General features: G+C 69.6%; 25 protein-coding genes. 9 read left to right on the top strand and 16 right to left on the bottom strand.

From position 1 onward, the window contains the following. Window positions 1-40 precede the first annotated feature (40 nt). The 5 genes from ABNQ38_RS30605 to ABNQ38_RS30585 form a co-directional block, all read right to left on the bottom strand. A complete protein-coding gene (locus ABNQ38_RS30605) occupies window positions 41-766 on the bottom strand; it encodes an ABC transporter ATP-binding protein (protein ID WP_377811058.1) in 726 nt (241 codons plus the stop codon). Continuing rightward, a complete protein-coding gene (locus ABNQ38_RS30600) occupies window positions 763-1,596 on the bottom strand; it encodes an ABC transporter ATP-binding protein (RefSeq protein WP_377811057.1) in 834 nt (277 codons plus the stop codon). Before ABNQ38_RS30600 ends, ABNQ38_RS30605 begins: the two co-directional genes overlap by 4 nt. Next, window positions 1,580-2,479 carry a branched-chain amino acid ABC transporter permease gene (locus tag ABNQ38_RS30595; protein ID WP_377811056.1) on the bottom strand — a complete coding sequence of 300 codons (900 nt, stop codon included), beginning with the start codon at window positions 2,477-2,479 and terminating at the stop codon, window positions 1,580-1,582. Before ABNQ38_RS30595 ends, ABNQ38_RS30600 begins: the two co-directional genes overlap by 17 nt. Further along, window positions 2,472-3,371, bottom strand: a complete 900-nt coding sequence (locus ABNQ38_RS30590) for a branched-chain amino acid ABC transporter permease (protein WP_377811055.1) — start codon at window positions 3,369-3,371, stop codon at window positions 2,472-2,474. Before ABNQ38_RS30590 ends, ABNQ38_RS30595 begins: the two co-directional genes overlap by 8 nt. 91 nt (window positions 3,372-3,462) lie before the next feature. Beyond that, window positions 3,463-4,596, bottom strand: a complete 1,134-nt coding sequence (locus tag ABNQ38_RS30585) for an ABC transporter substrate-binding protein (protein ID WP_377811054.1) — start codon at window positions 4,594-4,596, stop codon at window positions 3,463-3,465. Between the two features lie 252 nt (window positions 4,597-4,848). On the opposite strand from ABNQ38_RS30585, the gene ABNQ38_RS30580 reads away from it, so the two are divergent. The 4 genes from ABNQ38_RS30580 to ABNQ38_RS30565 all read left to right on the top strand — a co-directional run bounded on the left by ABNQ38_RS30580 (window position 4,849) and on the right by ABNQ38_RS30565 (window position 8,990). Then, window positions 4,849-5,199, top strand: coding sequence for a RidA family protein (locus tag ABNQ38_RS30580; protein WP_377811053.1), 351 nt, complete (start codon window positions 4,849-4,851; stop codon window positions 5,197-5,199). Window positions 5,200-5,255: 56 nt separating this feature from the next. Beyond that, a complete protein-coding gene (locus ABNQ38_RS30575; RefSeq protein WP_377811052.1) occupies window positions 5,256-6,503 on the top strand; it encodes a D-amino acid dehydrogenase in 1,248 nt (415 codons plus the stop codon). A gap of 88 nt (window positions 6,504-6,591) precedes the next feature. Beyond that, window positions 6,592-7,398 carry an Asp/Glu racemase gene (locus ABNQ38_RS30570; RefSeq protein ID WP_377811051.1) on the top strand — a complete coding sequence of 269 codons (807 nt, stop codon included), beginning with the start codon at window positions 6,592-6,594 and terminating at the stop codon, window positions 7,396-7,398. Window positions 7,399-7,559: 161 nt separating this feature from the next. Continuing rightward, a complete protein-coding gene (locus ABNQ38_RS30565; protein WP_377811050.1) occupies window positions 7,560-8,990 on the top strand; it encodes an MATE family efflux transporter in 1,431 nt (476 codons plus the stop codon). A gap of 44 nt (window positions 8,991-9,034) precedes the next feature. Here ABNQ38_RS30565 and ABNQ38_RS30560 read toward each other — a convergent pair whose 3' ends face one another. After that, entirely contained in the window at window positions 9,035-9,871 is an 837-nt protein-coding gene (locus ABNQ38_RS30560) for an AraC family transcriptional regulator (protein WP_377811049.1), read from the bottom strand. Between the two features lie 66 nt (window positions 9,872-9,937). On the opposite strand from ABNQ38_RS30560, the gene ABNQ38_RS30555 reads away from it, so the two are divergent. The 3 genes from ABNQ38_RS30555 to ABNQ38_RS30545 are packed head-to-tail and all read left to right on the top strand — an operon-like array spanning window position 9,938 to window position 13,187. Next, the gene (locus tag ABNQ38_RS30555; RefSeq protein ID WP_377811048.1) at window positions 9,938-12,094 is read left to right on the top strand and encodes an FUSC family protein; all 2,157 of its coding nucleotides are present in this window, start codon (window positions 9,938-9,940) and stop codon (window positions 12,092-12,094) included. Then, window positions 12,091-12,306 (top strand): DUF1656 domain-containing protein, encoded by a 216-nt coding sequence (locus tag ABNQ38_RS30550; protein ID WP_109046862.1) that lies wholly within the window; start codon window positions 12,091-12,093, stop codon window positions 12,304-12,306. Before ABNQ38_RS30555 ends, ABNQ38_RS30550 begins: the two co-directional genes overlap by 4 nt. Then, window positions 12,303-13,187: an efflux RND transporter periplasmic adaptor subunit gene (locus ABNQ38_RS30545; RefSeq protein ID WP_377811047.1), complete on the top strand. Its 885-nt coding sequence runs from the start codon at window positions 12,303-12,305 to the stop codon at window positions 13,185-13,187. Before ABNQ38_RS30550 ends, ABNQ38_RS30545 begins: the two co-directional genes overlap by 4 nt. A gap of 29 nt (window positions 13,188-13,216) precedes the next feature. On the opposite strand, the gene ABNQ38_RS30540 is transcribed toward ABNQ38_RS30545, so the two are convergent. Together ABNQ38_RS30540 and ABNQ38_RS30535 are read right to left on the bottom strand one after the other, a co-directional pair. Then, on the bottom strand, window positions 13,217-13,741 hold the full coding sequence (locus tag ABNQ38_RS30540; RefSeq protein WP_377811046.1) for a hypothetical protein: 525 nt from the start codon (window positions 13,739-13,741) through the stop codon (window positions 13,217-13,219). A 97-nt stretch (window positions 13,742-13,838) separates the two neighbouring features. Next, window positions 13,839-14,588 carry an SDR family oxidoreductase gene (locus tag ABNQ38_RS30535; protein WP_377811045.1) on the bottom strand — a complete coding sequence of 250 codons (750 nt, stop codon included), beginning with the start codon at window positions 14,586-14,588 and terminating at the stop codon, window positions 13,839-13,841. Window positions 14,589-14,685: 97 nt separating this feature from the next. Between ABNQ38_RS30535 and ABNQ38_RS30530 the strand changes: the two genes are divergently transcribed. Then, window positions 14,686-15,636, top strand: coding sequence for an AraC family transcriptional regulator (locus ABNQ38_RS30530; protein ID WP_377811044.1), 951 nt, complete (start codon window positions 14,686-14,688; stop codon window positions 15,634-15,636). Between the two features lie 21 nt (window positions 15,637-15,657). On the opposite strand, the gene ABNQ38_RS30525 is transcribed toward ABNQ38_RS30530, so the two are convergent. The 8 genes from ABNQ38_RS30525 to ABNQ38_RS30490 all read right to left on the bottom strand — a co-directional run bounded on the left by ABNQ38_RS30525 (window position 15,658) and on the right by ABNQ38_RS30490 (window position 23,421). Then, window positions 15,658-16,491 carry an enoyl-CoA hydratase gene (locus ABNQ38_RS30525; RefSeq protein ID WP_377811043.1) on the bottom strand — a complete coding sequence of 278 codons (834 nt, stop codon included), beginning with the start codon at window positions 16,489-16,491 and terminating at the stop codon, window positions 15,658-15,660. Window positions 16,492-16,529: 38 nt separating this feature from the next. Then, window positions 16,530-17,597, bottom strand: a complete 1,068-nt coding sequence (locus ABNQ38_RS30520) for an ABC transporter ATP-binding protein (RefSeq protein WP_377811042.1) — start codon at window positions 17,595-17,597, stop codon at window positions 16,530-16,532. Beyond that, window positions 17,594-19,360 (bottom strand): ABC transporter permease, encoded by a 1,767-nt coding sequence (locus ABNQ38_RS30515; RefSeq protein WP_377811041.1) that lies wholly within the window; start codon window positions 19,358-19,360, stop codon window positions 17,594-17,596. Before ABNQ38_RS30515 ends, ABNQ38_RS30520 begins: the two co-directional genes overlap by 4 nt. A 117-nt stretch (window positions 19,361-19,477) precedes the next feature. Further along, window positions 19,478-20,533, bottom strand: a complete 1,056-nt coding sequence (locus tag ABNQ38_RS30510) for an extracellular solute-binding protein (protein ID WP_377811040.1) — start codon at window positions 20,531-20,533, stop codon at window positions 19,478-19,480. 60 nt (window positions 20,534-20,593) lie between these two features. Next, window positions 20,594-21,352, bottom strand: coding sequence for an SDR family oxidoreductase (locus ABNQ38_RS30505; RefSeq protein WP_377811039.1), 759 nt, complete (start codon window positions 21,350-21,352; stop codon window positions 20,594-20,596). Then, window positions 21,349-21,810 (bottom strand): MaoC family dehydratase, encoded by a 462-nt coding sequence (locus ABNQ38_RS30500; RefSeq protein ID WP_377811038.1) that lies wholly within the window; start codon window positions 21,808-21,810, stop codon window positions 21,349-21,351. The genes ABNQ38_RS30505 and ABNQ38_RS30500 overlap by 4 nt, the downstream gene beginning before the upstream one ends. Next, window positions 21,807-22,238 (bottom strand): Zn-ribbon domain-containing OB-fold protein, encoded by a 432-nt coding sequence (locus tag ABNQ38_RS30495; protein ID WP_377811037.1) that lies wholly within the window; start codon window positions 22,236-22,238, stop codon window positions 21,807-21,809. The genes ABNQ38_RS30500 and ABNQ38_RS30495 overlap by 4 nt, the downstream gene beginning before the upstream one ends. Window positions 22,239-22,251: 13 nt before the next feature. Next, window positions 22,252-23,421, bottom strand: a complete 1,170-nt coding sequence (locus ABNQ38_RS30490; protein ID WP_377811036.1) for a hypothetical protein — start codon at window positions 23,419-23,421, stop codon at window positions 22,252-22,254. A 431-nt stretch (window positions 23,422-23,852) separates the two neighbouring features. On the opposite strand from ABNQ38_RS30490, the gene ABNQ38_RS30485 reads away from it, so the two are divergent. Continuing rightward, window positions 23,853-25,055: a CaiB/BaiF CoA transferase family protein gene (locus ABNQ38_RS30485; protein ID WP_377811035.1), complete on the top strand. Its 1,203-nt coding sequence runs from the start codon at window positions 23,853-23,855 to the stop codon at window positions 25,053-25,055. Window positions 25,056-25,134 lie beyond the last annotated feature (79 nt).

The raw sequence follows: 25,134 nt of genomic DNA, 5'->3' as shown, positions 1-25,134 counted from the left end.
AGTATACACAACTGCGACCAATTCGGCGGGACGGGGAGGGTCAATGCACCGGTCCGGCTCCCAGATAGAGCTGGCCGACGGTTTCGTCCTCCAGGATTTCCTGTGCCGTGCCCTCGCGGTGGACCCGACCCATCACCAGCACATAGGCGCGGTCGGAGACCTCCAGCGATTCCGCCGCGTTCTGCTCGACCATCAGGACCGAGACACCCTCGCGGTCGCGGATGCGGCGGATGTGGGCGAACAGCTCGTCCATCATCAGCGGCGACAGGCCGGCCGACGGCTCGTCGAGCAGCAGGTGGCGCGGCCCCGGCATCAGCGCGCGGGCCAGCGCCAGCATCTGCCGCTCGCCGCCCGACAGGCTGTCGGCCCGCGCCCCGGCCTTGCGGCCGAGATTCGGGTAATGCTCCAGCAGCTGTTCCAGCCGGGCCCTGCGCGCGGGCGGCGCGACGAACTGGCCGCCCAGCTCCAGATTCTCGCGGATGGTCAGCGGTCCGAAGATGTTGTCGAGCTGCGGCACATAGGCGACGCCGCAGTCGCGGATCCGCCTGTGCACCGGGATGCCGGCGAGGTCGCGGCCGTCGGCGACCACCCGGCCGGCGCGCGGGCGGAGCTGGCCGACGACGGTCTTCAGCAGGGTCGATTTGCCCGATCCGTTGGGGCCGAGGATGGTGACGATCTCCCCCGGCTGCACTGTGATGGACAGGCTGTTCAGGATGTCGGCATCCGGCACGTAGCCGGCGCGCACCTCGTGCACGGAAAGCGTCATGCTCTGGCTCCACTGGTCCTGATGTCGACCGCCCCTCCAACCGCACCGCCGGCGACGACCCGCAGCGGGACGCCGGGCCGGCGGCGGCCGAGATAGGCCTCGACCACCTGCTGGTTGCCGCTCAGTTCGTCGGGGCGGCAGTTGGCGATCACCGCCCCCTTGTCCAGCGCGAGGCAACGGTCGCAGAGGTCGCCGATGAAGCCCATGTCGTGCTCGACGATGACCAGCGCGGTGCCGCCCTCGCGGATGCGGCGCAGATGATCGGCCATGCGCCGGCGCAGCGACGGGTTGACGCCGGCCGTCGGCTCGTCGAGTAGCAGCACCGCCGGGTCGTCCATCAGCGCCGCCGCCAGCCCGAGCAGCTTCTGCTGCCCGCCCGACAGGCCGCCGGCCGGATGGTCGGCAAGGCCGGCGAGGTCGACCTCTGCCAGCAGTCCCATCGCCTTGCCGATGAAGGCCGCCTCTTCGCGCCGCACCGCTCCCGGCGTCAGCAGTGAGCGCCAGGGCGAGGCGCCGGCGGGCAGCCGTCCGCCGGCCAGCATCACCTCCAGCACCGACATGCGGGCCGGCAGCTTGGGAAGCTGGAAGGTGCGGCGCAGGCCGAGCCGGCTCGGCTGCCAAGCGCGCCGCGCGCGGACAGCGGTGCCGTCGAAGCGGATCTCGCCGCTGGTGGGGGCGAGGAAGCCGCTCAGCAGGTTGAGCAGGGTGGTCTTGCCGGAGCCGTTGGGGCCGACCAGACCGACGATCTCGCGGGCCCCGATCTCCAGGCTGACATGGTTGACCGCGGTCAGCCCGCCGAAGCTGCGGGTGACGTCATGGGCGCTGAGCATGGAACCTCCGCAGCCGTTCGGGGACCAGCCCCTGGGGTTTCAGCATCAGGACGGCCAGCACGATCGAGCCGATGGCGAAGACGCGCAGGCTGCCGGTCAGATCGGACGGAAGGGCGACGACATCCTTCAGGAAGGGAATGCCGGCATAGAGCGTGGTGACCAGCAGGGCGCCGAGCACCGCCCCCGCCACGTTGCCCAGCCCGCCGAGAACCACCATCGTCCAGATCAGGAAGGTCTCGAAGGGCAGCAGCTGGTCCGGCCCGATGAAGGCGAGGTAGAGGGTGTAGAGCCCGCCGGCCAGCCCGGCCATCGCACCGCCAATCGCCAGAACCTTGACCTTGCAGGCGACGATGTCGTGGCCGAGCGCGGTGGCGAGGTCGGGATTCTCCCGCATCAGCCGCAGCACGCGGCCGAACTGGGTTTGCCCAAGCCGCCGCGCCGCCAGCGCGGTGCCGAGCAGCAGCAGCGCCGCCAGCGCCAGGGTGGCAAGCGCGCGCGCCACGCCGTCGAGGCCGGGGAACAGTCCGCCGATGCCGCCGATGCCCTGGGGACCGCCGGTCAGCCAATCCTCGTTGAGGGCGACCAGCCGCACCAGCTCGGCCACCGCCAGCGTCGCCAGCGCCCAATATTCGGCGGCGAGGTCGCGGCCGAGACGGCCGATGGCGAAGCCGCCCAGTGCTGCCGTGCCCATGCCGGCGAGCAGGGCGGCCGGCCAGGGCAGCCCGGCGCGGGTCAGGATGGCGACCGCATAGGCGCCGATGCCGAACAGGGCGATCTGGCCGAAATTCAGCAGGCCGCCGGTGCCGGCCTGGAGGTTGAGGCTGACCGCGGCGATCCCGAAGATCGCCGACATGATCAGCACATGCAGGCAGAACTCAAGCACGGCGTCCTCCCCGGCTCAGCAGCCCTTCCGGGCGGTATACGAGGGTCACGACGATGAGCGCGAAGCCGATGCCGGTCAGGTAGCCGAGCGGCAGGTAGCGCGGCCCGTCGGCGGCGAGCAGGCCGAAATCGATGCGCATCACCAGCGTCTCGGCGAGCGCGATGGCGAAGGCGCCGATCACGGCGCCCGGCAGGCTGCCGAGCCCGCCGACGATGGCGGCGGCGAAGACCGGCAGCAGCAGCATCTGCCCCATGCCGATGTCGAGCTGGGTGACCAGCGCCAGCAGGATGCCGCCGATGCCGGCCAGCGTGCCGCCGAGGAAGACGGTGACCAGCGTGACGCGGCGGGCGTCGATGCCCGACGCGGTGGCCAGCGCCGGATTGGCGGCGATGGCGCGGATCGAGCGGCCGAGCGGCGTCAGCCGCAGCATGGCGAAGAAGCCGATCAGGCAGACGGCGGTGATGGCGATGGCGGCGATCTGCAGATCGGACAGAATGGCGCCCCACAGGTCGTGCGGCGGGGTCAGCGGCGTGTCGAACTGCTGCGGCCGTGTGCCGAAGACCGCCTGCAGGCCGGCGCGCAGCATCATGGCGATGGCGAGCGAGCCGATCAGCGCGCTGGCCGGACCGACGCCGGCGAGCCGTTCGAAGGCGAAGCGGTGCAGCAGCATCGCCGCCAGCCCGGCGGCGAGCGCCCCGGCGATGGCGGCGCCGACCAGCCCGCCGCCGGGAAGCAGGGCGGCCACCGCCAGCGCCACCGCCGCGCCCAGCGGAGCCATCTCGACATGGGCGACGTTGGGGAAACGGCTGACGCCGTAGGACAGGTTGAGGCCGAGCGCGATCAGGGCGAGGTCGCTCGTCCGGATCAGGGTGTCGATCAATATCTGGATCACGGGACGTGTCTCCGGTAGGGCGGGGCAGAGCCCCCGGCCGGGCGGCCGGGGACCCTTCGCGTGCGGGAGGTCCGATCTGGAGCGGCGGCGCCTACTTGGCGGCCGTCTTCAGCTCGCCGCCTTTGTAGGAGACGACGATGTAGGGCTGGGTCTTGCGCTGGCCCTGGGCGTCGAAGGCGATGGGTCCGGTGGCGCCGGCATAGTCGCCGAGCGCGGCCAGCGCCTCGCGGATTTTGGCGGGTTCGGTGCTGCCGGCCTTGTTGATCGCGGCGGCGGCCATCATCACGGCGTCGTAGGTGTAGCCGCTGAAGGTGGTGGCGAATTCCTTGCCGAACTTCTTCCGGTAGGCATCGCGGTACCAGGCGCCGTCGGGGCCGACATAGTTGACCTCCATGCCCATCTGGCCCTCGACCGTCTCCGGCCGGGAATCGGCGGTGCACATCGACAGATAGATGCCGAACCAGGGGGTCTTCGACAGGCCGAGTTCGAAGGCCTCGCGGTTGATCGTCGCCGCCTCCTGGCCGTAGCCGGAATAGATGATGACGTCGGGTTTGGCGGCGGCGATGCGCTGCAATTCGCGCCGGTAGTTCGACTGCCCCTCGGTGAAGAGCAGGTTGGCGACGATCTGGCCGCCCAGTGCCTCGAAGGCCGCCTTGGTCTCGCTGTAGACGCCCTGGCCGTAGGCGTTGTTGGGGGCGAGGAAGACCGCCTTGCGGTGGCCCATCCCGTAGACCGCCTGGGCGGTGAACTTCCCGGCGACGTCGTCCAGCCCGATGGTGCTGAAGGAGCGGTCGCCGATGGTTTTGATCGCCGGCGAGGAGGAGCCGGGGTTGATGTGGACGATCCCCTCGCGCTGGAGATACTGGCCGACCGGGATGGTGTTGCCCGAGGAATATTCGCCGATCACCACCGGGGTCTTCGACACCGAGACCAGCTTGCGCGCCGCATCGATGGCGCTCTGCGCCCGGCCGCCGGAATCCTCGACCGCCACCGCCAGCTTGCGGCCGAGCACGCCGCCGTCGGCGTTGACCTTCTCCACCGCCAGTTCGATGCCGCGGCGCTGGTCCTCGCCGATGGTGGCGCTGGCCCCGCTCAGCGGCAGGACCGCGCCGAGCGTCACCGTGTCCTGCGCCCGCGCCGCACCGCTGCCCAGCATCGCCAGCGCCACCGCGCCCAGCAGCGCGCCCCCCGCCGAGCGCCGCGTCATGCCGTTCATCCTCGCCATCGCACATCTCCCTGCCGGTGAATGTTAAGCTGAATGACAATCTGTATACACTTAAGCGTATCGTCGTCCGCAAGGGGGCGTCAACGACTTTGTTGATGGGGCGAACATTTGTGCAGTTGCACAGGGATCGGGCCCGATTTTTGGGCGATGCAGCATCGGAAAAATTCTGTGGACTATTCTGTATACAGTTGCGTATCGTGTGAAAGGAGGGCGGTGCCGCCTCCCGGCCCGCCGGCTTTTGGGGAGAGAATCATGAGCATCCAGCGTATCGAGGTCGGCCCGCGCATGAGCCAGGCGGTCGTCTGCGGCGGTCTGGTCCACACGGCGGGCGTGGTGGCGCTCAGGGCGCCGGGCGCCCCGGTGGCCGAGCAGACCACCGACATCCTCGGCAGGATCGACGAGCTGCTGGCCGCCGCCGGCACCGACAAAACGAAGCTGCTGACCGCCACGATCTGGCTCGCCGACATTGCCGGCTTCGCCGAGATGAACGGGGTGTGGGACGCCTGGGTCGCGCCGGGCAACACGCCGGTGCGCGCCTGCGTCGAGGCCAGGCTCGCCGCCCCGCAATTCACCGTGGAAATCCAAGTGACCGCGGCGCTGTGACCGCTCTGGCCAGGGGGCTTTCAGGCCAGGGAGGCGTTCATGCCAAGGAGGCGTTTATGAAGGTCATCGTGATGGGCAGCGGGGTCGTCGGCGTGACGACGGCCTACTGCCTTCTCAAGGATGGGCACGAAGTCACCGTCGTCGAGCGGCATGACGGCGCCGCTGACGAGACCAGCTTCGCCAATGCGGGGCTGGTGGCGCCGGGGCACGCCTACACCTGGGCGTCGCCGAAGGCGCCGAAGATCCTGCTGAAGTCGCTGTGGCGCAACGACCAGGCATTGCGCTTCCGGTTGCGGCTGGACCCGGCGCTGTGGTCCTGGTCGCTGAAGTTCCTCGGCAACTGCCGGTCGGACCGGGTGGCGGTCAACACCGCCCGCAAGGTGCGGCTCAGCCTCTATTCGCAGGACATGCTGCATCAGGTGGTCGAAGACACCGGGGTTGCCTTCGACGGCGCCAAGGGCGGGCTGCTCTACCTCTACCGCAGCCCGGCGGCCTTCGACGCCGGTGTCGCCAAGATGAGGATCCTGACCGACAACGGCCTGCCGCTGGAGGTGGTCGACCGCGACCGCGCCGCCGCCATCGACCCAGCGCTGTCGGCCACCAAGGACCGCATCGTCGGCGGCATCTACGCCCCGTCCGACGAGAGCGGCGATGCCCGGCTGTTCACCCGCAACCTCGCGGACTGGTGCGCGGAGCGGGGCGTCCGCTTCCTCTACGGCACGACGATCCGCGGCGTCGAAACCGCCGCCGGCGAGGTGACCGGGCTGGTCACCGACAAGGGCACGCTGACCGCCGACGCCTATGTGCTGGCGATGGGCTGCCAGAGCGCGGCGCTGGCGAAGCCGCTCGGCCTGTCGCTGCCGATCTATCCGATCAAGGGCTATTCGGTCACCGTGCCGGTGGCCGGGCGCAACAACACGCCGCGCATCGGCGGGGTGGACGAGGAGAATCTCGTCGCCTACGCGCCGATGGGCGACCGGCTGCGCATCACCGCGACCGCCGATTTCGCCGGCTACGACAAGCGCCACAGCCCGGCCGACTTCCAGGCCATGCTGGCGGCGGCGCGCGATCTGTTCCCCGACGCGGCCGACTACAGCCGGCCCAGCTATTGGGCCGGTCTGCGGCCGATGACGCCGGAGGGAACGCCGATCTTCGGCCGCGGGCGCCAGCGCAACCTGTTCCTCAACACCGGACACGGCCACATGGGCTGGACCATGTCCTGCGGGTCGGCCCGCATCACCGCCGACCTGATCGCCGGCCGCACCCCGGCCATCCCGCTCGACGGCATGCAGGCCGTCCACTGACAGGTGCGCGGGCGGCGTCAAAGCCGTGCCGGTGCGTCCGCGCCACTCCTCCGCGCCACCCCTTCGCGATACTGGGAGAATCCCCGACATGGATACCAACGTCACCGTCGCCGAGGAAGGCGCCGGTTCTCCGGCCGCCACCCTGGTGCTTCCCTTCGCGACCGATGGCGGCCTCGCCGCCCGCGCCGCCATCGGGCTTCTGGTGCTCGCCACCGACCAGACCATCGAGCATGAGTGGCGCTTCCTGCTCGGAGAGCCGGGGATCGCCGTCTACAACGCGCGTCTTTGGAACGACAAGGAGATCGCGCCGGAAACGCTGGCGCGGATGGAGCAGGACATTGCACCGACGACCCGGCTGATCCTGCCCGGGCTGGAGTTGAACGTCGTCGCCTTCGGCTGCACGTCGGGCAGCATGGTGATCGGCCCGGAGCGTGTCCGCGAGCATATCCGCGAGGCGCGGCCGGGCATCGCCACCACCACGCCGGTGGAGGCGGTGGACGCCGCGCTCGGCTCCCTCGGCGCGCGGCGCATCGGTCTGGTCGCGCCATACCAGCGCCGCGTCGGCGAGGCGATGCGCGATTACTTTGTGAAGGCCGGTTACGAGGTGCCGGTGCTGGCGATCTTCGACGAACCCGACGATACCATCGCGGCCCGCATCGCCCCGGACTCCATCGCCGCGGCGGTGGCGCAGGCCGCCGCCCACTCGGAGGTGGACGCCGTCTTCGTTTCCTGCACCAGCCTGCGCGTTGCCGAGGCGGTCGAGGCCTTGGAGGCACGCACCGGCAAGCCGGTCACCTCGAGCAACCATGCGTTGGCGTGGCACAGCCTGCGCCTTGCCGGCGTCACGGATGTGCTGGAGGGCCGGGGGAGGCTGTTCCGCACCCAGCTGCGGTAGACAAAGCGGTTTGCCGGCGGTCTCCGCTTGCGGCAGTGTGGCCAGGGACGAGTGTGGCCAGGGACGACTTGATGGGAAAGGGGGCGGACCAACCTCTAACCCCAGGGGCCGCCATCTCAGATGGTCGCCATCCCAGGGCCGCCCAAGAGGAGACCGCTGCAATGGCCGAAACCGCCGTAGGCCGCTTCACCACCGGTTCGCCGATGCGCCATGTGATGGTGATGACCGCCACCGGCTCGGTCGGGCTGATCGCGGTGTTCGCGGTCGATCTGCTGAACCTGTTCTACATTTCGCTGCTGGGCGAACGCGAGCTGGCGGCGGCGGTGGGCTTCGCCGGCACCGTCCTGTTCCTGCAATCGTCGCTGTGCATCGGGCTGTCGATCGGCGCCGGAGCGCTGGTCGCACGCGCCATCGGCGGCGGCCGGCGCGCAGAGGCGGCGAGGCTGGCGGGATCCAGCCTGATTCTCACCGCGCTGGTCGCTGCAGCGGTCGGCCTGCTGACCTTGCCGCTGCTGGGACCGGCGATGGATCTGCTGGGCGCCAGGGGAGCCACCAGGGATCTTGCCGTCGGCTATCTGACCATCCTGTCGCCGACCCTGCCGCTGCTCGGCCTCGGCATGGGCTGTTCGGCGATGCTGCGGGCGCAGGGCGACGCGCGCCGCGCCATGACCGTCACGCTCTATGCGGCGCTGTTCACCGCGGCGCTGAACCCGATCCTGATCTTCGGCCTGCGGCTGGACCTGACCGGTGCCGCGGTGACGGTCGTGCTGTCGCGCTGCCTGCTCGCCGCCGTCGGCTGGCACGGCGTGGCGCGGGTGCACCGGCTGCTCGCCGTCCCGGGCTGGACCGGTCTGCTGACGGATGCCGGGACCCTGGCCGGCATCGCCGGTCCGGCGGTCCTCACCAATCTCGCCACCCCGATCGCCGGCGTCTATGTCACCACCAGCATGGCGCGTTTCGGCGATGCGGCCATCGCCGGGGCGGCCATCGTCGACCGCATGGTTCCGGTCGCCTTCGGCACCATCTTCGCCCTGACCGGCGCAGTCGGCCCGATCCTGGCGCAGAATCTGGGTGCCGGGCGCCCCGACCGGGTGCGCGCGACCCTGCGGGCCAGCCTGGTGCTGATGGTCGTCTGGGTGCTGGCGGTCTGGCTGGGCCTGTTCCTTGCCCGCGATCTGGTGGTGAGCGCCTTTTCCGCCAAGGGCGTGTCGGCCGATCTGGTCCGCCTGTTCTGCACCGCAGTGGCCGGTGGGTTCTTGTTCGTCGGCTTCCTGTTCGTCGGCAACGCCGCCTTCAACAATCTGGGCTTTCCCCTGCTGGCGACCGGGTTCAACTGGGGCAGGGCGACGCTGGGGACCATACCGTTCGTTGCGGTTGGCGGCTGGCTGGGCGGGGCGCCGGGGGTGCTGATCGGACAGGCGGCGGGATCGGTGCTGTTCGGTATCGCGGCGGTCCTGGTGGCGTTCCGGGTGACCGGGCGGCTCGGCCAGAGCGGAGGCGGCCTGGCACCGGAGGCCGTGGCGGTGCCGGCTGACGTTCCGCTGTCCGGCAAGGCGGCGGTCGCGCTGGCCGTGCAGGTGAACCGGCCGTAAGGCGGCAGCCGGGGAACTCCACACTCTCCTGCACGTCGGCTCAGCTATCGCGACAAGGCCGACAGCCTCGCCCTGCGCTGGGTGAAATATTGTGCCGGCGTGCTTCCCAGGGCCTTCTTGAACATCGTGATGAAGGCGTTGACCGACTCGTAGCCGAGCGTGTCCGCCACCGTCTGCACCGCGGCCCCGCCGGCCAGTTCGCGAAGCGCCACGACAAGGTGCAGCTGCTGCCGCCAGCGTCCGAAGGTCAGGCCGGTCTCGCGGAGCATCAGGCGGGCCAGCGACCTCTCGCTCATGGCGACGCGCTTGGCCCAGTCCCCCAAGGTGCTGCGGTCGGACGGTTCGACCGTCAGGGCGTCGGCAATCGTCCGGATCTTCGGATCGTTGGAGATGGGCAGGTTGAAGTGTTCGCGCGGCATCCCGGCCAGCTCGTCCAGCGTCACCCGTGCAAGCCGGGCGGCATGGCTGTCCGGCAGATAGTCCAGAACCTCGCCGGTCAGCCGGTTGACCAGCTCCCGCACCAGGGGAGAGATCGACAGGGTGCAGCAGACCTCGGGCAGGTTTGCCGCTCCCGGCTCGACGAACAGGTAGCTGAGCCGGGCATTCGCCGTCGTTCTGACGCTGTGCGGCATGCCGCCCGGAATCCACACGCCGCAATCGGGCGGCACGATCCAGATCTCGTCGTCCGCGGTGCAGGTGACGGCGCCATGCAGCGCCAGAATCAGCTGTCCCCGCCGATGCACATGCACCGGCACTTCCGCCTCGTAGTCCGCGAAGTCGAGCAGGCGTGCGACGGCAGGCCGGTCCGCAAGATCGGGATCGAAGACGGAAACGGCGGACCGTGACCCGGAGATCGCATTCGGCATGGTCGGTTTTGGCATGATTAAGGGATTTTTTGACAGGATACCTAATTTATCTGGATGCGCAATGCGGCGATACTCGGGGGCATGAGAACCCACCATCCTTCGAACCGGCTCCTGACGGCCACCGGGATCGCGCTGCTGCGGACGGATGCGGACGCGCTGCTCTTCTCGGCGAAAAGCTTCGCCGCGGCGATGCTGGCCTATTACATCGCGCTGCGCGCAGGGGTGCCGAAGCCCTCCTGGGCCATCGTCACCGTCTACATCGTTTCGCAGACCTCGGCCGGCGCGTCGCTCAGCCGCGGCGTCTACCGTTTCGCCGGCACGATTGTCGGTGCGGCGGCGACCGTGGCGATCATCCCCTGTTTCGTGAACGATCCGCTTGTCTGCAGCGTGGTCCTCGCCGGCTGGATCGGCCTGTGCCTCTTTCTCTCGCTGCTCGACCGCACCGCGCGGGCCTATGCCTTCGTTCTGTCCGGCTACACCGCCAGCCTGATCGGCTTTCCCGGTGTGTTCAATCCCGCCGCCATCTTCGATACGGCGTCGGTGCGGGTCCAGGAGATCTCCATCGGGATCCTCTGCGCCGTCCTGGTCCATCGCTTCGTCCTGCCGAAACGCATGACCGGCCAGTTCACCGCCAAGCTGTCGGCGACGCTGCGGGACGCCCGCCGGCTGGCGGGCGATGCGCTCCGCGGAAGCTCCGGGCCGGAGATCCGCCGCGACCGCGACCGGCTTGCGGGCGATCTTCTCGCCCTGCAAGGGCTGGCCGGTCACCTGCCCTACGATCCGGTCCCGGTGACGCCGAGCCGCGAGACGCTGCACCTGATCCATGACCGGCTTGCACGGCTGCTGCCGCTGGCGACGGAGGTCGGGGACCGCATCCATGCGCTGCGCAGCGGAGACCGCAGTCTGCCCGACGAACTTGCCGACGAACTGGCCGCGCTGCTGGATGAGGCGGGGCGTTGGCTCGCTGCCGCCGACGCGTCCGGGCGGGATGCCGTCGCGGTCCGGCTGATCGACCGCGCCCGGACGCTGCGGGCACGCATTGCCGCGGAGGCCGCGACGGCTGGCGACAGGCTCGCGGCCAACCTCGCCGGCCATCTCGCCGAGATGATCGGCCTGCTTCACGAGTGCGACCGGCTCGGACGGATCGTTGGGCGGAGCAGCGCCCGGACCGCCATTGCCACCACCATGCTGCCGGACGCCGCATCGCACCGCCGCGCCGGGCGCGCGACAGGCTATGTCTATCACCGCGACCCCTGGATGGCCGCCCGGACCGCGCTGGGCGCGGTCGCCGGCATCGTCATCGGCTGCGCGTTCTGGATCTGGTCGGCTTGGCCGGAGGGCGGACTGGCGGTGTCGATCCTGGGCGTCTGCTGCGCCCTGTTCGGCAACGTCGACACGCCGGCGCCGAATGTCGTCAAATACATGACCGGCTCGGTCGTCGGGGTGGCGGTCAGTCTCGTCTACAGCTTCGCCATCCTGCCCCGCGTGACGGATTTCGCCGGTCTCGCCGCGGTACTCGCGCCCGCCTTCCTGGTCGCCGGCTCGCTGCAAGCCCGGCCGCCGACGACCTACATGGCGCTCGGCATCACTTTGACGATCCCGATCCTGTCGGGACTGGGCGCCAGCTATGCCGGCGACTTCGCCGGGTCGCTCAACAGCGTCGTCGCGCTGTTCGCGGCGACAGGATTTGCCGTCGTCAGCATGAGCCTGTTCCAGACCATCCTGGTCGATGCGGCAATCGGCCGGCTGCTTCGGCTGAACCGGCGGGATGTCAGGCGGCGGGCCCTGGGCGGCGCACCCGACGAGGCGCTCTGGACGAGCCTGATGATCGACCGGACGGCGCTGCTGCTGCCGAGGCTCCGGCTGTCCGGGGCATCCCACCCGGATGTGCTCGACGACACCCTGCACCATCTGCGCGTCGGTCACGCCGCCGGCCGGCTTCATCGGGCGATCCGACATCTCGACCCAAGTGACGGCGCCAGCGACAGCAGCCGGATCGTCAAGGACGGGATCGAGCTTCTCACGGCGATTGCCCTGCGCTTTGGCCCCGGATACCGGGCGGGACCTTCCGATGCCGCTGCACTGCACCGGCGCATCGAAGCGCTGACGGCGCGGATCGCCGATTCTCCGATTGCTGATGGCCCGATTGCCGGCCGTGCTCTGCTGCTCGACCTGCTCATCGACCTCCGGTTCGCCCTCGGTCCGGGCGGTGCGGTGACTTGGGAGAACGACCGATGATCCTCGATCTCGATTTCGGGGGCGTCTTCCTCCCCGGTCTCTTGGTGCTTGCCCTGGCGGCGCTCGCCGGCACCGTCGCGCTGGTCCGTCTCTTCGCGGCTGCGGGGCTCTTCCGCCTGACCGCCAGCCGGCCGCTCGTCGAACTCGCCACCTTCGCCCTCCTCTACGGCCTGCTTTTGCAGGCTCTGCCCTCCAGCGGAACATTCCAATGAAAGCTGTGCTGTCCCTGCTCGGGCGGTATGCCCTGACCCTTTGCTTCGGTACGGCTGCCGCTGTCGTGGCGTTGCAGGTGTGGAACCGTCACGAGCAGACGCCGTGGACGCGGGATGCCCGGGTGAGCGCGGAGGTGGTCCAGATCGCGCCGGAGGTCTCCGGGACCGTGGGCGCCGTCTCCGTTTCCGACAACCAGTATGTGCATCGGGGCGATGTCCTCTATGCGATCGACCCCAGGCGGTTTTCGCTCGCGGTGGCGTCCGCACAGGCCGAGGCCGAAGCCCGGCGCCAGGACATGCTTGTCCGGCAGGCGGCGGCGCGGCGGCGAAGCCAGCTCCGCGAGGTCATCTCGCAGGAGGATGTGCAGCAGACGGCCGGGGCCGCAGCACAGGCGGCGGCGACCTATGACGGCGCAGTGGCGGCGCTCGATCTCGCCAAGCTCAACCTCGCACGGGCGACGATCCGGGCGCCGGTCGACGGGTATGTCACCAATCTGCGGCTGCGGCCCGGCGACTATGCCACGGCCGGCGTGACGAAGATCGCCATCCTCGACGCCACCAGCTTCTGGATCACCAGCTATTTCGAAGAAACGAAGCTGCGGCGGATCCGTGTCGGCAGCCCGGCGCAGATCATGCTGATGGGCTTCGACGAACCGCTGTCCGGCCATGTCGAAAGCATCGGCCGGGGCATCGAGGACAGCAACGGAACGCCCGGCCACCTCGGCCTGCCGAATGTCGAGCCGACCTTCAGCTGGGTCCGCCTCGCCCAGCGCATCCCGGTGCGCATCCGCATCGACCGGGTGCCGCCCGGCGTCGAACTGGCGGCGGGCATGACGGCGACCGTCGCCATCGGGTCCGCAACCGCTGCCGACGCGCTGTGACCGGCCGCGTCGGACGGCTCGGCTGCCGCTCAAGGCGGCGGGGGCAGCCGGCCGCGGGCGATTTCGACCGGGTAATCGGCGAAGAAGACCGGAAAGGTCCCATGCTCCGCTTCCCCCAGCATGGCGACATACCAGCCGGCATAGGCCCAGTCCGCACCCTGGCCGTCGCGGGCGATCTCGGGAAACCGCTCGACGAACTTCGCGGCGAGATGGCGGGCGGAATCCTGCGCCGAATCCTCCCATCCGAAATAGCGGTCCTTCTGGCCCGTGCTGTAGCTGGCGACCTGCCGGCTCCAATCGAGCGGCTCCCATCCGTTCGGGGCCACATTGCCCGCCGGCGTGACGTGGCAGCGCCAATGGCATCCGGACGGGGCCATGCCGGGCGCGATCCTGAGGCGCTGGTACCCGACCTTGTGAAGCTCGCCCACCATGGCGAGCAGGCGGCCGGCCCAGCGGATGGCCGGATCGGTGGGCGGAGACAGCGACACCGGCATGACTTGCGCCCCGTCCATCCGCATCTCCTCCCACGATTGGCCGATCACCGATTCAGCCATCGCCGTTCCGGCCTTGCAAGCGTCCCGGGACAGCCCGGCCCCCGACCGTCAAGCGGCGGTTCCGCGCAGCCCCCGCGGTTTCGCGGTGTTCCGGAGTTCAACCGGCCTCGGCCATCCATGCTTCGGCATCGGCGCCTGCGGGGATGCGCAGCGGTGCCGACGGATCGGTCGCGGTGCGCCAGATCGCCTGCGCGACATCCTCGGCATGGGTCACCGGACCCGAGCCGTTGCGCATTGCCGCCAGCATGCGTTCGATCAGCGGCTGGTAATCGGGGTCGTCGAGGCCGCGCAGATGCTGGCGCGCGCTTTCGCCGAACTTCGTTTCGGGCGAGCGGCCGGGCATCACCAGATGCACCCGGATGCCGAAGGGCTCCAGTTCGACCGCCAGGGATTCGGTGAACGCATCCACCGCGGCCTTGCTCGCGCGATAGACGCCGATCAGCGGCAGCGGCTTGAGGAGGGCGGCCGAGGTGACGTTGATCACCACGCCCGCACGGCGTTCGCGGAACTGCGGCAGTGCGGCCTGGAGCATCGCCAGCGTGCCGAGCGTGTTGGTCTCGAAGAGGGATTTCGCCGTTTCCGGGCTCGTCAGCTCCACCGGGACGGGTGCGCCGAAACCGGCATTGTTGACCAGCACGTCGATTGGACCGGCATCGCCGATCAGCTGATCGATGCTGCTCCGGTCGGTGATGTCGAGCGGCAGGACGCGCAGACGCTCGGACGCGGGCAGCATATCCGCGCGCCCGCTGCGCGTTGTCGCGACGACAGTCCAGCCGCGGTCGAGGAAGAGCCGGACGGTCTCAAGGCCGAAACCGGATGAGCAGCCGGTGATGAGGATGGTGGACATGCGAGGCCTCGTTTCATGGGTGCGGCCTGTATGCTAGCCAGAGGGGGCAGGACGGTATACGGTTAGGCGTCCTCATTTCTACGCAGATGGTCCTGATTTGCGCGTCGATCCGCTTGCCGAAGTCGTCAGCCTCCTGAAACCCGCCGCGCGGTTTTCAAAATTCGTGGAGTGCGCCGGGTCCTGGCGCATCCGTCGCGAGGGCACCGGCGAGCCGTTCTATTGCGCGATCCTGGAAGGCAAATGCCGGGTGATGGTGAACGGCCATACCCTGACGGTGCTCGAAGCCGGGGATTTCGTCATGGTCCCGGCCATGCAGGAATTCATCAACGAGAGTCCGGTGCCGCCGCCGCCCGGTGTGTTCGAAAGGCCGGCGGAGATCGGGCCCGGTCAATTCCGGGCGGGCCAATTCCGGGCCGGATTTGCGGAAGGGTCTCCGGATCTGCGCATGCAGGTCGGGCACTGCGTTTTCGATTCGCCCGACGCCCCGCTTCTGGTGCCCCTGCTGCCCCGCACCGTGATCGTCCGGGGCGAACCCCGTCTTCTGACGGTGATGCAGCTTGTCAGCGACGAATCGCAGGCGCGCAGGTCGGCCCGCGACCTTGTCCTGGAGCGGTTGCTGGAGGTGCTGCTGATAGAGGCGTTCCGCTGTGCCGGCAGCGTGGATGGCGCACCGGGCCTGGCGCGCGGGCTTGCGGATCCGCGGCTGGCCGACGCGTTGGGCGCGATGCACGCCGAGCCGGGCCGCAGCTGGACGGTGGCGGAACTCGCCGCCGAAGCGGGGATGTCGAGATCCGCCTTCTTTGCCCGCTTCGACCGGGTCGTCGGCGTGGCACCGATGGAATATCTGCTCTCCTGGCGCATGGCACTGGCCAAACAGCTTTTGCGCGACAGCGAATTCGGGGTCGAGGAGGTTGCGGAGCGTGTCGGCTACAGCTCGGCCAACACGTTCACCGTCGCCTTCACGCGCTTCCAGGGCGTTTCGCCGGCACGCTACTCACGGTCGCCCGAGACTGGCGACGGCCCGATGCCAGTGGGGGATCGACGCTGAGTTTTCAAATCCGCGCGGCACTCAGCTCCCGCTCCAGACCGGGGGGCGCTTTTCCAGGAACGCGGCGATGCCTTCCTGATAGTCGGCCGACAGGTAGCAGCGGCGCAGCAGGTCGCCGTCGATGCCGCGCGGCAAATCGTTGTCGCGCAGCCGGCGCAGCCCCTCGCGCGTCGCCCAAAGGGTCAGGGGGGCCAGCGCGGCCAGTTCCTCCGCCACCTGCTGCCCATGGGCGGTCAGCTCGTCCTCGCCGGCGACGACGGTGCGCACCGCCCCGGCTGCCGCCAGATCGGCAGCGCTCAGCAGGCGGGCGCTGAAGATCATCTCCCGTGTCCGCGCGGTGCCGAGCAGCATCGACAGCCTCGCCAGATTCTTGACGCTCAGGCAGTTCCCCACCGTGCGGGCGATGGGGAAGCCGAAGCGCACTGACGGCGAGGCGATGCGCACGTCGCAGCAGGAGGCCAGCAGCGCCCCCTCGCCGATGCAGGGGCCGGAGAGAACGGCGACCGTCGGCACGCGCACCGCTTCCAGGGCCATCGCCGCCGCCTCGGCGCGAGTCTCCAGGATGGTGAAATCCTCGGGCGAGGAGACGCTTTGCAGGCAGGACAGATCGGCCCCGGCCATGAAGGCCGGCTTGTCGCCGGCCGCGCCGGTCAGGGCAAGCGCCTTCACGGTGGGATCGGCGTCGACCGCCCGGCAGATCTCGATCAGCCGGTCTTCCATCCAGGGGGTCATGGCGTTGCGGGCGCGCGGACGGTTGAAGATCACCCACTCCACAGCACCGCGCCGCTCCGTCAGGATTTCGGGTGCAGGCTCGGGGGCGGCGCCCGTTGGGGCGCCGGTCGTCAGATCGGTCATGATCGCGAATATCCTCTAAAGGCCGCCAGGGAAGGTCGTCAGGCGGAGGGGGCCAGGATCTGGCAGGCGTCGATGGGGAGATGGACCGTCGTCACCGCTCCCGGTCCGTAACGCCGCTCCGGCGGCACGAAGGCGCGGATCGTCCGCCCCTCGCCGATGTCGACCAGCACGTCGCGATGCTCGCCGAGATAGGCGGAGCGGATGATCGTGCCGGGCAGGCTGTTGCAGGACAGGCCGCCGTCATCGTCCAGCCGCACCTTGGAAGGGCGCACGCAGAGCGAGACGGAACCGCCGCGCGCCACCCCGCTGCGGTCGGGAGCGGTCAGCACGCGGTCGCCGATGCGGATGCTGCCCTCGCCCTCGCCGGTGCCGGGCAGCTCGTTGTTCGAGCCGATGAAGCGGGCGACGAAGGCGTTGGCCGGCCGCTCGAACACATCCTCGGGCGTGCCGAACTGCTGGACCGCTCCCGCCTTCATCACGGCGATGCGGTCGGCGGTGACCAGCGCCTCCGACTGATCGTGGGTGACATAGACGGTGGTGATGCCCAGAAGGTCGTGGACCTGCCGGATCTCGAAGCGCATCTCCTCGCGCAGATGGGCGTCGAGGTTGGACAGCGGCTCGTCGAGCAGCAGGATGGAGGGCTCTACCACCAGCGCACGGGCCAGCGCGACGCGCTGCTGCTGGCCGCCCGACAGCTCGGACGGGTAGCGGTCGCGCAGGGCCTCCAGCCGGACGGTGCGCAGCGCGCGGGTCAGCCGCTCGGCGATCTCGGCCTTGGGCAGGCGGCGGATGCTGAGCCCGAAGGCGACATTCTCGGCCACCGTCTTGTGCGGCCAGACCGCGTAGTTCTGGAAGACCAGCGAGATGCCGCGCCGCTCCGGCGGCAGCACCCCGCGTGGCGAGGAGAGCAGCACGTCGTCGGCCCAGATCTCGCCCTCGGTCGGGCTTTCGAAGCCGGCCAGCAATTGCAGGGTGGTCGATTTCCCGCAGCCCGACGGCCCCAGCAGCGCCAGCAGCGTGCCGTTGGGAACCTGGAGGTCGATGCCGCGCAGCGCGGTGTAGCTGCCGAAGGACTTGCGCAGATTGGTGATGCGGATGCCGCTCATGAGGGAACTCCGGCCGCCGTGGCGGTCTTGCGGGAGGTGCGCCGGGCGCCGGTCAACCCGGCGAGCGGGCGGGCCACCGCCACGAGGAACAGCGTGATCAGGAGGAGAAGGACGCTCATCGCGCAGACGGCTTCGTAATTGCCGCCGTCCTTGGCGTTGTAGATCAGCGTGGTCATCACGTTGGTCTTCGGCGTGATCAGGAAGACGGCGACCGACAGCTCGCGGATGATCGGGATGAAGACCAGGAACCAGCCCGACACCAGCCCACCGCCCATCAGCGGCAGGGTGATCGACAGGAAGGTCCGCGCCTCGCCGGCGCCCAGGCTGCGGGCGGCGCGCTCCAGCTCCGGCCCGATGCCCTTCAGGATCGACCCGCCGTGGGAATAGGCGATGGGCAGGAAGGTGGCGGCGAAGGCGGCGATCAGCAGCAGCGGCGTGCCGTAGAGGTTGAGGGGGGCGCGGGTGTAGGCGGCGAAGAAGCCGACCGACAGGACGATGCCGGGGATGACGATGGGCACCGTCGCCACCGCCCCCAGCAGGGAGGCGCCGACCATCAGCCGCCGCTCGACGATGTAGGCGACCACCGTGCCGAGCGCCACGCACAGCGTCGCCCCCAGCGTCGAATAGACCAGCGAGTTGACGATGGCGGTGTGGGTTTCCGAATTGCCGAAGATCGCCCACCAGTACCAGTAGAGCGACAGGTTCTCCCAACTCAGACCCTGGCCCCAGGCGCGGGTCAGCGACACCAGCAGCAGGGCGGCATAGGGCAGGAAGACCGACGCCAGCGGCATGAGCAGGGCGAGGAACAGCGCGGGCCAGCGCCAGCCGCCGAGACGGATCTGCCGCCCGGCGCGCGTCTTGCCGGAGATGGTGACGTACTGCTTGCGGCCGAGATAGCGGCGGCGCATCCAGAACAGGGCGCCGGTGACCAGCAGCAGCGGCATGCAGTAGGCGGCGGCCAGATAGATTTCCGGCGGGAAGAGCTGGTAGAACTCGGCCAGCTTGGTGGTGACCACCGGGATGCCGGTCGGCGTCAGCAGGAAGGCCGGGACGCCGAACAGCGTCAGACCCTGGATGAAGGACAGGATGAAGCTGGCGATCACCGCCGGTGCGGCCAGCGGAATGGTGATGCTGACCATCGTCCGCAGCACCCCGCAGCCCAGCGTCGTCGCCGCGTCCTCCAGCTCCACCGCCATCTCGTCGAGCGCGCTCGACACCATGGTGAAGCTGTAGGGGACGGTGTAGATGCCGCAGACGAAGATGGCGCCGGCCATCGAATAGATGTTCAGCGGCGCCCCGGCACCGTCGCCGGCCAGCCAGCGCCACGCCGTGTTGAGCCAGCCCGAATTGGGCGCGGCCAGCAGGATCCAGCCGGTGGCGCCGATGAAGGACGGGGTGACGAAGGCGGTCAGCGTCAGGACGCGGATGGTGCGGCGGAACGGCAGGTCGGTGCGCGACACCAGCCAGGCCAGCGGCACGCCGATGCCGACCGCGATCAGCGCCGTGGCGGCGGCCAGGATCAGGGAATTGACCAGCGGCTCGATCAGCTCGGCCGACTGGACGACACGCGCGTAATTGTTCAGGGTCCAGGCGCCGGTCGCGTCGTCGTGCAGGCTGTTGAACAGCACCCAGCCGACGGGCTGGACCACCAGCAGCACCAGGAGAAGGATGACGGCGCCGAGGACCGCCGCCCTGACGAGCGGCACCCGCGCCATGACGGGACGGGATTCGGCGCTGCGGGAACTGGTTGAAATGACCCCCATTGGGTCCGCCTCCCGTTGCCAGGGATGGGCCCTGCGGCCCAGCATGATGGAGTGTTCCCGAACCTGCGGCCGGGTGGCAACCGCCGCCGGTCCGAGATTTGGAGTCTTTCGGGGAGGCTAGCGCACCAGTTCCTTCCACTTGGCGATGCCCTCGGCCACTTCGGCGGCGAGGTCGTCGCCGCTGTTGCGGTACCATTTCAACTGGTCCAGCGAGCGGCCCTCGGCCCAGGCGACGTCGGTGCGTAGCGTCGGCCAGTAGTTCTTCGACAGGATGTCAGAGACCTCCTTGGAATAGAGGAAGTTAGTGAACAGCCGGGCGGCGTTGGGGTGGGGCGCCTTCACCGGGATGCCGGTCAGGCCGAGATTGAGGATGGCGTCGTCGGTCGGCACGCTGACGTCGATGGGGTTGCCCGCAGCCTTCTGGGCCAGCGTGTAGCTGAAGGGCGCGCCGGAGCCGACCACGCGCTCGCCGGCCAAAATGTCGGTGACGGTGTCGACGTTGGACTGGCCGACCTTCGGCTTCTGCTGGCCGAAGCGGCGCAGATAGTCGTCGCCGTACTTGCGGCGGATGGCGACCACCCAGCTCGCCACGTCGCCGGAGAAGGCGGGGCTGCCGGTGGTGATCTTGCCCTTCCATTGGTCCTCCAGCAGCGCCATCCAACTCGTCGGCGGGGCGGAGACCTTGCCCGGTGCGTAGTTGATGCTGGTCAGGCTGATGGCGCCGACATGGTACATGGCATCCTTGTCCAGCCCCTTGAAGGCGGCGGGCAGCATGGCCGCGTCGGGCGGGTCGTAGGCGGCGAGCGCGCCGATCTTCTTCAGCTCGGTGTAGTGCAGCAGGTTGGTGGTGCCCAGGGAGTCGCATTCGGCGACGCCGTTCTGCAATTCCAGCCGCAGGCGGGTGTAGACGGTCTGCGAGGCCTGGCGGAGAAGCTGGACCTCGATGCCGGGATACTTCGCCTTGAAGGCGTCGCGGATCGCCTCCATCGTCTGCTGCTCGTAGGAGCCCCAATAGAGAGTCAGCGCGCCTTCCTTGCGGGCGGCGGCGTAGAGCGGATCGTCTTGCGCGGCCGCCAGCCGGGCGAAGCCGGTCCCGGCGAGGCCGCCGGACAGCAGCGCCGCCCCGGCCAGTCCGCCCGTCTTCAGAAGCCCGCGGCGAGAGATGTCCGTCATGTTCGTCGTCCCTGTTCGGTGTTGCGTGGATGCCGTTTTCGGCTTCGTTGGTTTTAGTGCTCAGTAGTCGCCGGTGGTGGCGCCGCCGTCGGCGACGATGGTCTGGCCGGTGATGTAGGACGCATCGTCCGACGCCAGGAAGGCGACGATGGCGGCGATCTCCTCCGGCTTGCCGAGGCGGCCGATGGGGGTCTTGCCGACCCATTGCGCGCGGATCGCCTCCGGCACGCCCTCGACAATGCTGGTCTCGACCACGCCGGGGGCGACGGCGTTGACCAGTATGCCGCGCCGGGCGCCTTCCAGCGCCGCCGTCCGCGTCAGCCCGACCACGCCGGCCTTGGAGGCCGAGTAGTTGGCCTGCCCGAAGGTGCCGAGCATGGCGGTGGAGGCGATGTTGACGATGCGGCCCCAGCCGCGGTCGCCGACCAGCCCGAAGGCGGTCTGGCAGCCGAGCCACGTGCCGCGCAGATTGACGTCGAGGACGGCGCTCCAGTCCGCGTCGCTCATCTTCACGAGCGAGCGGTCGCGGACGATGCCGGCGACGTTGACCAGGATATCGACGGCGCGGAACGGCTCGGGCAGGGCGGCGACGGCCGCCTCCCAGCTCGCCCGGTCGGCCACGTCGAGCTGCACGGCGAAGGCGTCGGCGCCGCCGTCGCGCAGGGCCGCGGCGACCCGCTCGGCCGGTTCCAGGCCGATGTCGGCGACGATGACGGCGGCGCCCTCGGCCGCCAGCCGCCCGCACACCGCGCGGCCGATGCCGCCGCCGCCGCCGGTCACGAAGGCCGTGCGGCCCGTCAGACGATCCTGCATGCTCATGCCGTCACCTGCCCCTTGGCCTGGCGTCCGATGGAGAAGACATCCTCCCCCTCCTGCACCGTGTCGCCCGTCTGGTTGCGGACGGTGATGCCGACGCGGACGATGCCGCGGTCGGGCTTCGACGCGCTGGGGCGGACCTCCAGCACCTCGGCCTCGTACTGGATGGTGTCGCCGGCGAAGACCGGGCCGACGAAGCGGCGGCGGGTCTCCAGGAAAGCCAGGATCGCCCAGTCGTCGATGGCGGAGCGCAGGCCGGTGCTCATCGAATGGGTCAGCATGCCGTGGGCGATGGTGCGGCCGAAGCCGTTCGCCCTGGCCGCCTCGGCGTCCATGTGCAGCGGGTTGAAATCACCGGTCAGCCCGGCGAACCAGACGATGTGCGCCTCGGTCACGGTGACGCGGCTGGACAGCGCGCGGGCGCCCGGTTCGATGTCGTCGAGGTGGATGGTCTCGGTCATGCGTCGCTCCCTCCTGCGGTGCTTGGGGGCCGGCAAACGGGGGGCCGGAAAATCGGCAGGCTGATGGTGTCGTCCAGGCGGTGGAAGGCGACGGCGAGCGGCAGGCCGCTGCGCAGATCGGCCTCCGCGACGCCCTCGATCCGCGAGAAGACGGTGACGCCCTCCTCCAGCCGGACCAGGGCGCAGGTGTAGGGATCGCCGCGCGTGTTGCCGCGATGGACGATGGAATAGCTGAGCAGTTCGCCCCGCCCGCTCGCCTCGACCCACTCCGGGGTGGCGTGGGGCGCGTGGATCGAATGGGCGCGCGGGTACCACTGGTACCGCCCGGTCTCCGGGCAGCGCTGGATCAGGAAGCGCCCCTCACGCGCGGCCTCCCAGAAGAGGGCGGAGGTTTCGTCGGGGATGGGCAGAACGGTCATCACGGTCATGGAGGATGCCCCCTTACACGGCGAGGATGGCGGTGGCGGCGGAGCAGAAGGTGCCGCCCAAGCCATGGGCCAGCGCGACCTTGGCGTCCGGCACCTGGATGCCCGGGGCGTCGCCGCGCAGCTGGCGGACGCTCTCGATCAGGGTGAAGATGCCGCGCTTGCCCGGATGGTTGGAGGACAGGCCGCCGCCGTCGGTGTTGGTCGGCAGGCTGCCGCCATCGGCCGCCAGATTGCCGGCCGCGACGAAGGGGCCACTCTCGCCGCGTCCGCAGAAACCCAGATCCTCCAGCGCCAGCATCGGCGTGATGGTGAAGGCATCGTAGATCTGCGCCACGTCGATGTCGGCGGGGGTCATCCCGGCCATGGCGAAGGCGCGCGGGCCGGACAGCGCGGCGGGTGTCGTCAGGTCGTCAGGGATCTGGCTGTTCTGGGTCCGCGCGACGGCAGCGCCATAGCCGGCGAGATAGACCGGGCGGCGCTTCAAATCGCGCGCCCGTTCGCGGCTGGTCATCACCAGCGCGCCGCCGCCGTCGGTGACGACGCAGCAGTCCAGCCGGTGCAGCGGCGAGGCGATCGTCGGCGAGGCCAGCACGTCCTCCACCGTGATCGGCTTGCGCAGCCGGGCCTGGGGGTTGGCGGCGGCGTGGCCGCGGAAGGTGACGGCGACCTGGGCCAGCTGTTCCGGCGTCGTGCCATAGAGGTCCATGTGGCGCCGGGCGAACAGCCCGTAGGTGGAGATCAGCGTCGGCGCATAGGGGATCTCGTACTGGCCCGGCCCGGCCGGGAAGACGAAGGGGTCGAAGGACGGGGTGGAGAGCGGCCACCAGCGCGGGCAGGCGGCATAGCTGATGACCACGACCTCGGCCAGCCCGGTGGCGATGGCGGCGGCGGCCTGACCGGCCTGGAGGATATAGGAGCAGCCGCCGACGTCGGTGCTGTTCACGTAGGTCGGCTGGATGCCGATATACTCGGCCAGCTCGATGACGTCCATCGTGCCGCCGCCCTCGGCCCAGTCGCCCGACGCCGCGCAAAGCCCGTCCACATCCGTCAGCGTCAGCCCGGCGTCGTCGAGCGCGCCCAGGATGCACTCCATCTGGAGGGCGAAGGGATGAACGCGCGGTGCGTCCCGGCGGGGGGACTCATAAGCGCCGACGATGGCGGTCTTGCCCGAAAGCTGCTTCACGCGCTGGTCGTCCTTTCACGGTTGCAGGAGCCCTTGCGCCGGCGGTGGGGCGCCGGCGTGCAAAGATGGGTCCATCGAACAAGTATTGGAAGACGAGGCGACGGGGCGGCACGGGGAACGCGAAGATGTCCCGGCGTCCATCATAGAACTCGATCGCCGCCGGTGCGCTCCCGGCACAATCGAGAATACCGGACACCCTCCGTGTCACAAGCAGAAAAAAGTCTGCGCTCCGGTGCATGGAGCGCACCAATGACAGGGTGCCGTCCGGTGCGTTTGCTGCACCGGATTGGGCCAAACTAAGCGATTGTTTTCGGAGCGCCGCGGCGCAAGCCTTTGGGCATGCCTTTCCCGTCCAAATCCTGGTCGGCGCCTTGCGGCGCGGCCATCTCCGGCCCGGACCACCGGCGTCCGGCAGCCCCGAAGGACCGCTCATGACCAACACGGAAACCCAACGCCGGGACGGCCCGCTGGCCGGCGTGCGCGTTGTCGATCTCACCCACATGTTGGCCGGCCCCTACAGCACTTGGCTGCTCGGCGCGCTGGGGGCCGACGTCATCAAGATCGAGCGTCCGGGCAAGGGCGATTTCACCCGCGTCATCGCCCCCTTCAGCGACGACGAGAGCATTTACTTCATGAGCGTCAACCGCAACAAGCGGAGCCTTACGCTCAACTTGAAGGAGGAGAAGGGAAAGGAGATCTTCAGGCGCATCGTCGCCACCAGCGACGTGCTGGTGGAGAACAACCGGGCCGGCACGATGGACCGGCTGGGGCTGGGCTACGACGACCTGAAGCCGGTCAACCCGAAACTGGTTTACGCCTCGATCTCCGGCTTCGGGCAGGGCGGCCCCTACCGCCACCGGCCCTGCTTCGACGTGGTGGCCCAGGCGATGTCCGGCATGATGAGCATCACCGGCGAACCCGGCGGCCAGCCGGCCCGCGTCGGCGCCTCCATCGGCGACATCGGGTCGAGCCTGTTCGCCACCATCGGCATCCTGTCGGCCTTGCAGAAGCGGGCTGCCACCGGGGAGGGCAGCTTCATCGACGTGGCGATGCTGGATTGCCAGCTGGCGCTGATGGAGAACGCCATCGCCCGCTATCTGAATGCCGGCGACGTGCCGCGCGCGCTGGGCAGCCGCCATCCGCTGATCGCCCCCTTCCAGTCCTTCCCCACTGCCGACAAGCCCATCGCCGTCTGCGTCGACACCAACGAGCAGTGGGAGCGGCTGGTCGGCGCCATGGGGCTGCAACATCTGCTCGCCGACCCGCGCTTCCTCACCGGCTCCCTGCGCAACGCGCACCATGCGGAGCTTGAGCCGCTGCTGGTTCCGGTCTTCGCCGGCCGCACCCGCGACGAGTGGCTGGAGCGGCTGGAGGCGGCGGACGTGCCGTCCAGCCCGATCAACAGCGTGGCCGACGCGCTGATCGACCCGCAGGTGGTCCACCGCGGCATGGTGGTGGAGGTGCCGCCGAACTCCGGCAAGCGCTTCGCCGCCGTGCCGATCCACATGCAGGGCGCCCCGCTGGCGGCCGAGGCCCCGGCGCCGCGGCTGGGCGAGCACACCGACGCCATTCTGGCCGAGCTGGGCTTCGCCGCCGCCGACATCGAGGCGCTGCGCAGCGCCGCGGTGGTGTGAGGATGGGCGGGCGGACGCCGAAGGAGGGGGGCGGAAACGGCGCGCGTGCGGTGCTGGCGAAAATGCTTCATGATGGCAT

It is taken from the genome of Azospirillum sp. A29, from assembly GCF_042604625.1.
Taxonomy (GTDB): domain Bacteria; phylum Pseudomonadota; class Alphaproteobacteria; order Azospirillales; family Azospirillaceae; genus Azospirillum; species Azospirillum palustre.
This window is presented reverse-complemented; position numbering and strand designations above follow the sequence as displayed.

What these genes read in the sequence shown, in the direction of transcription:
- ABNQ38_RS30585 (WP_377811054.1), bottom strand. Translation starts at nt 4,596, where the DNA reads ATGGCGAGGATGAACGGCATGACGCGGCGCTCGGCGGGGGGCGCGCTG.
- ABNQ38_RS30540 (WP_377811046.1), bottom strand. Translation starts at nt 13,741, where the DNA reads ATGGCTGAATCGGTGATCGGCCAATCGTGGGAGGAGATGCGGATGGAC.
- ABNQ38_RS30520 (WP_377811042.1), bottom strand. Translation starts at nt 17,597, where the DNA reads ATGAGCGGCATCCGCATCACCAATCTGCGCAAGTCCTTCGGCAGCTAC.
- ABNQ38_RS30600 (WP_377811057.1), bottom strand. Translation starts at nt 1,596, where the DNA reads ATGCTCAGCGCCCATGACGTCACCCGCAGCTTCGGCGGGCTGACCGCG.
- ABNQ38_RS30510 (WP_377811040.1), bottom strand. Translation starts at nt 20,533, where the DNA reads ATGACGGACATCTCTCGCCGCGGGCTTCTGAAGACGGGCGGACTGGCC.
- ABNQ38_RS30605 (WP_377811058.1), bottom strand. Translation starts at nt 766, where the DNA reads ATGACGCTTTCCGTGCACGAGGTGCGCGCCGGCTACGTGCCGGATGCC.
- ABNQ38_RS30485 (WP_377811035.1), top strand. Translation starts at nt 23,853, where the DNA reads ATGACCAACACGGAAACCCAACGCCGGGACGGCCCGCTGGCCGGCGTG.
- ABNQ38_RS30505 (WP_377811039.1), bottom strand. Translation starts at nt 21,352, where the DNA reads ATGAGCATGCAGGATCGTCTGACGGGCCGCACGGCCTTCGTGACCGGC.
- ABNQ38_RS30515 (WP_377811041.1), bottom strand. Translation starts at nt 19,360, where the DNA reads ATGGGGGTCATTTCAACCAGTTCCCGCAGCGCCGAATCCCGTCCCGTC.
- ABNQ38_RS30525 (WP_377811043.1), bottom strand. Translation starts at nt 16,491, where the DNA reads ATGACCGATCTGACGACCGGCGCCCCAACGGGCGCCGCCCCCGAGCCT.
- ABNQ38_RS30565 (WP_377811050.1), top strand. Translation starts at nt 7,560, where the DNA reads ATGGCCGAAACCGCCGTAGGCCGCTTCACCACCGGTTCGCCGATGCGC.
- ABNQ38_RS30545 (WP_377811047.1), top strand. Translation starts at nt 12,303, where the DNA reads ATGAAAGCTGTGCTGTCCCTGCTCGGGCGGTATGCCCTGACCCTTTGC.
- ABNQ38_RS30580 (WP_377811053.1), top strand. Translation starts at nt 4,849, where the DNA reads ATGAGCATCCAGCGTATCGAGGTCGGCCCGCGCATGAGCCAGGCGGTC.
- ABNQ38_RS30555 (WP_377811048.1), top strand. Translation starts at nt 9,938, where the DNA reads ATGAGAACCCACCATCCTTCGAACCGGCTCCTGACGGCCACCGGGATC.
- ABNQ38_RS30575 (WP_377811052.1), top strand. Translation starts at nt 5,256, where the DNA reads ATGAAGGTCATCGTGATGGGCAGCGGGGTCGTCGGCGTGACGACGGCC.
- ABNQ38_RS30535 (WP_377811045.1), bottom strand. Translation starts at nt 14,588, where the DNA reads ATGTCCACCATCCTCATCACCGGCTGCTCATCCGGTTTCGGCCTTGAG.
- ABNQ38_RS30560 (WP_377811049.1), bottom strand. Translation starts at nt 9,871, where the DNA reads ATGCCAAAACCGACCATGCCGAATGCGATCTCCGGGTCACGGTCCGCC.
- ABNQ38_RS30570 (WP_377811051.1), top strand. Translation starts at nt 6,592, where the DNA reads ATGGATACCAACGTCACCGTCGCCGAGGAAGGCGCCGGTTCTCCGGCC.
- ABNQ38_RS30500 (WP_377811038.1), bottom strand. Translation starts at nt 21,810, where the DNA reads ATGACCGAGACCATCCACCTCGACGACATCGAACCGGGCGCCCGCGCG.
- ABNQ38_RS30550 (WP_109046862.1), top strand. Translation starts at nt 12,091, where the DNA reads ATGATCCTCGATCTCGATTTCGGGGGCGTCTTCCTCCCCGGTCTCTTG.
- ABNQ38_RS30495 (WP_377811037.1), bottom strand. Translation starts at nt 22,238, where the DNA reads ATGACCGTGATGACCGTTCTGCCCATCCCCGACGAAACCTCCGCCCTC.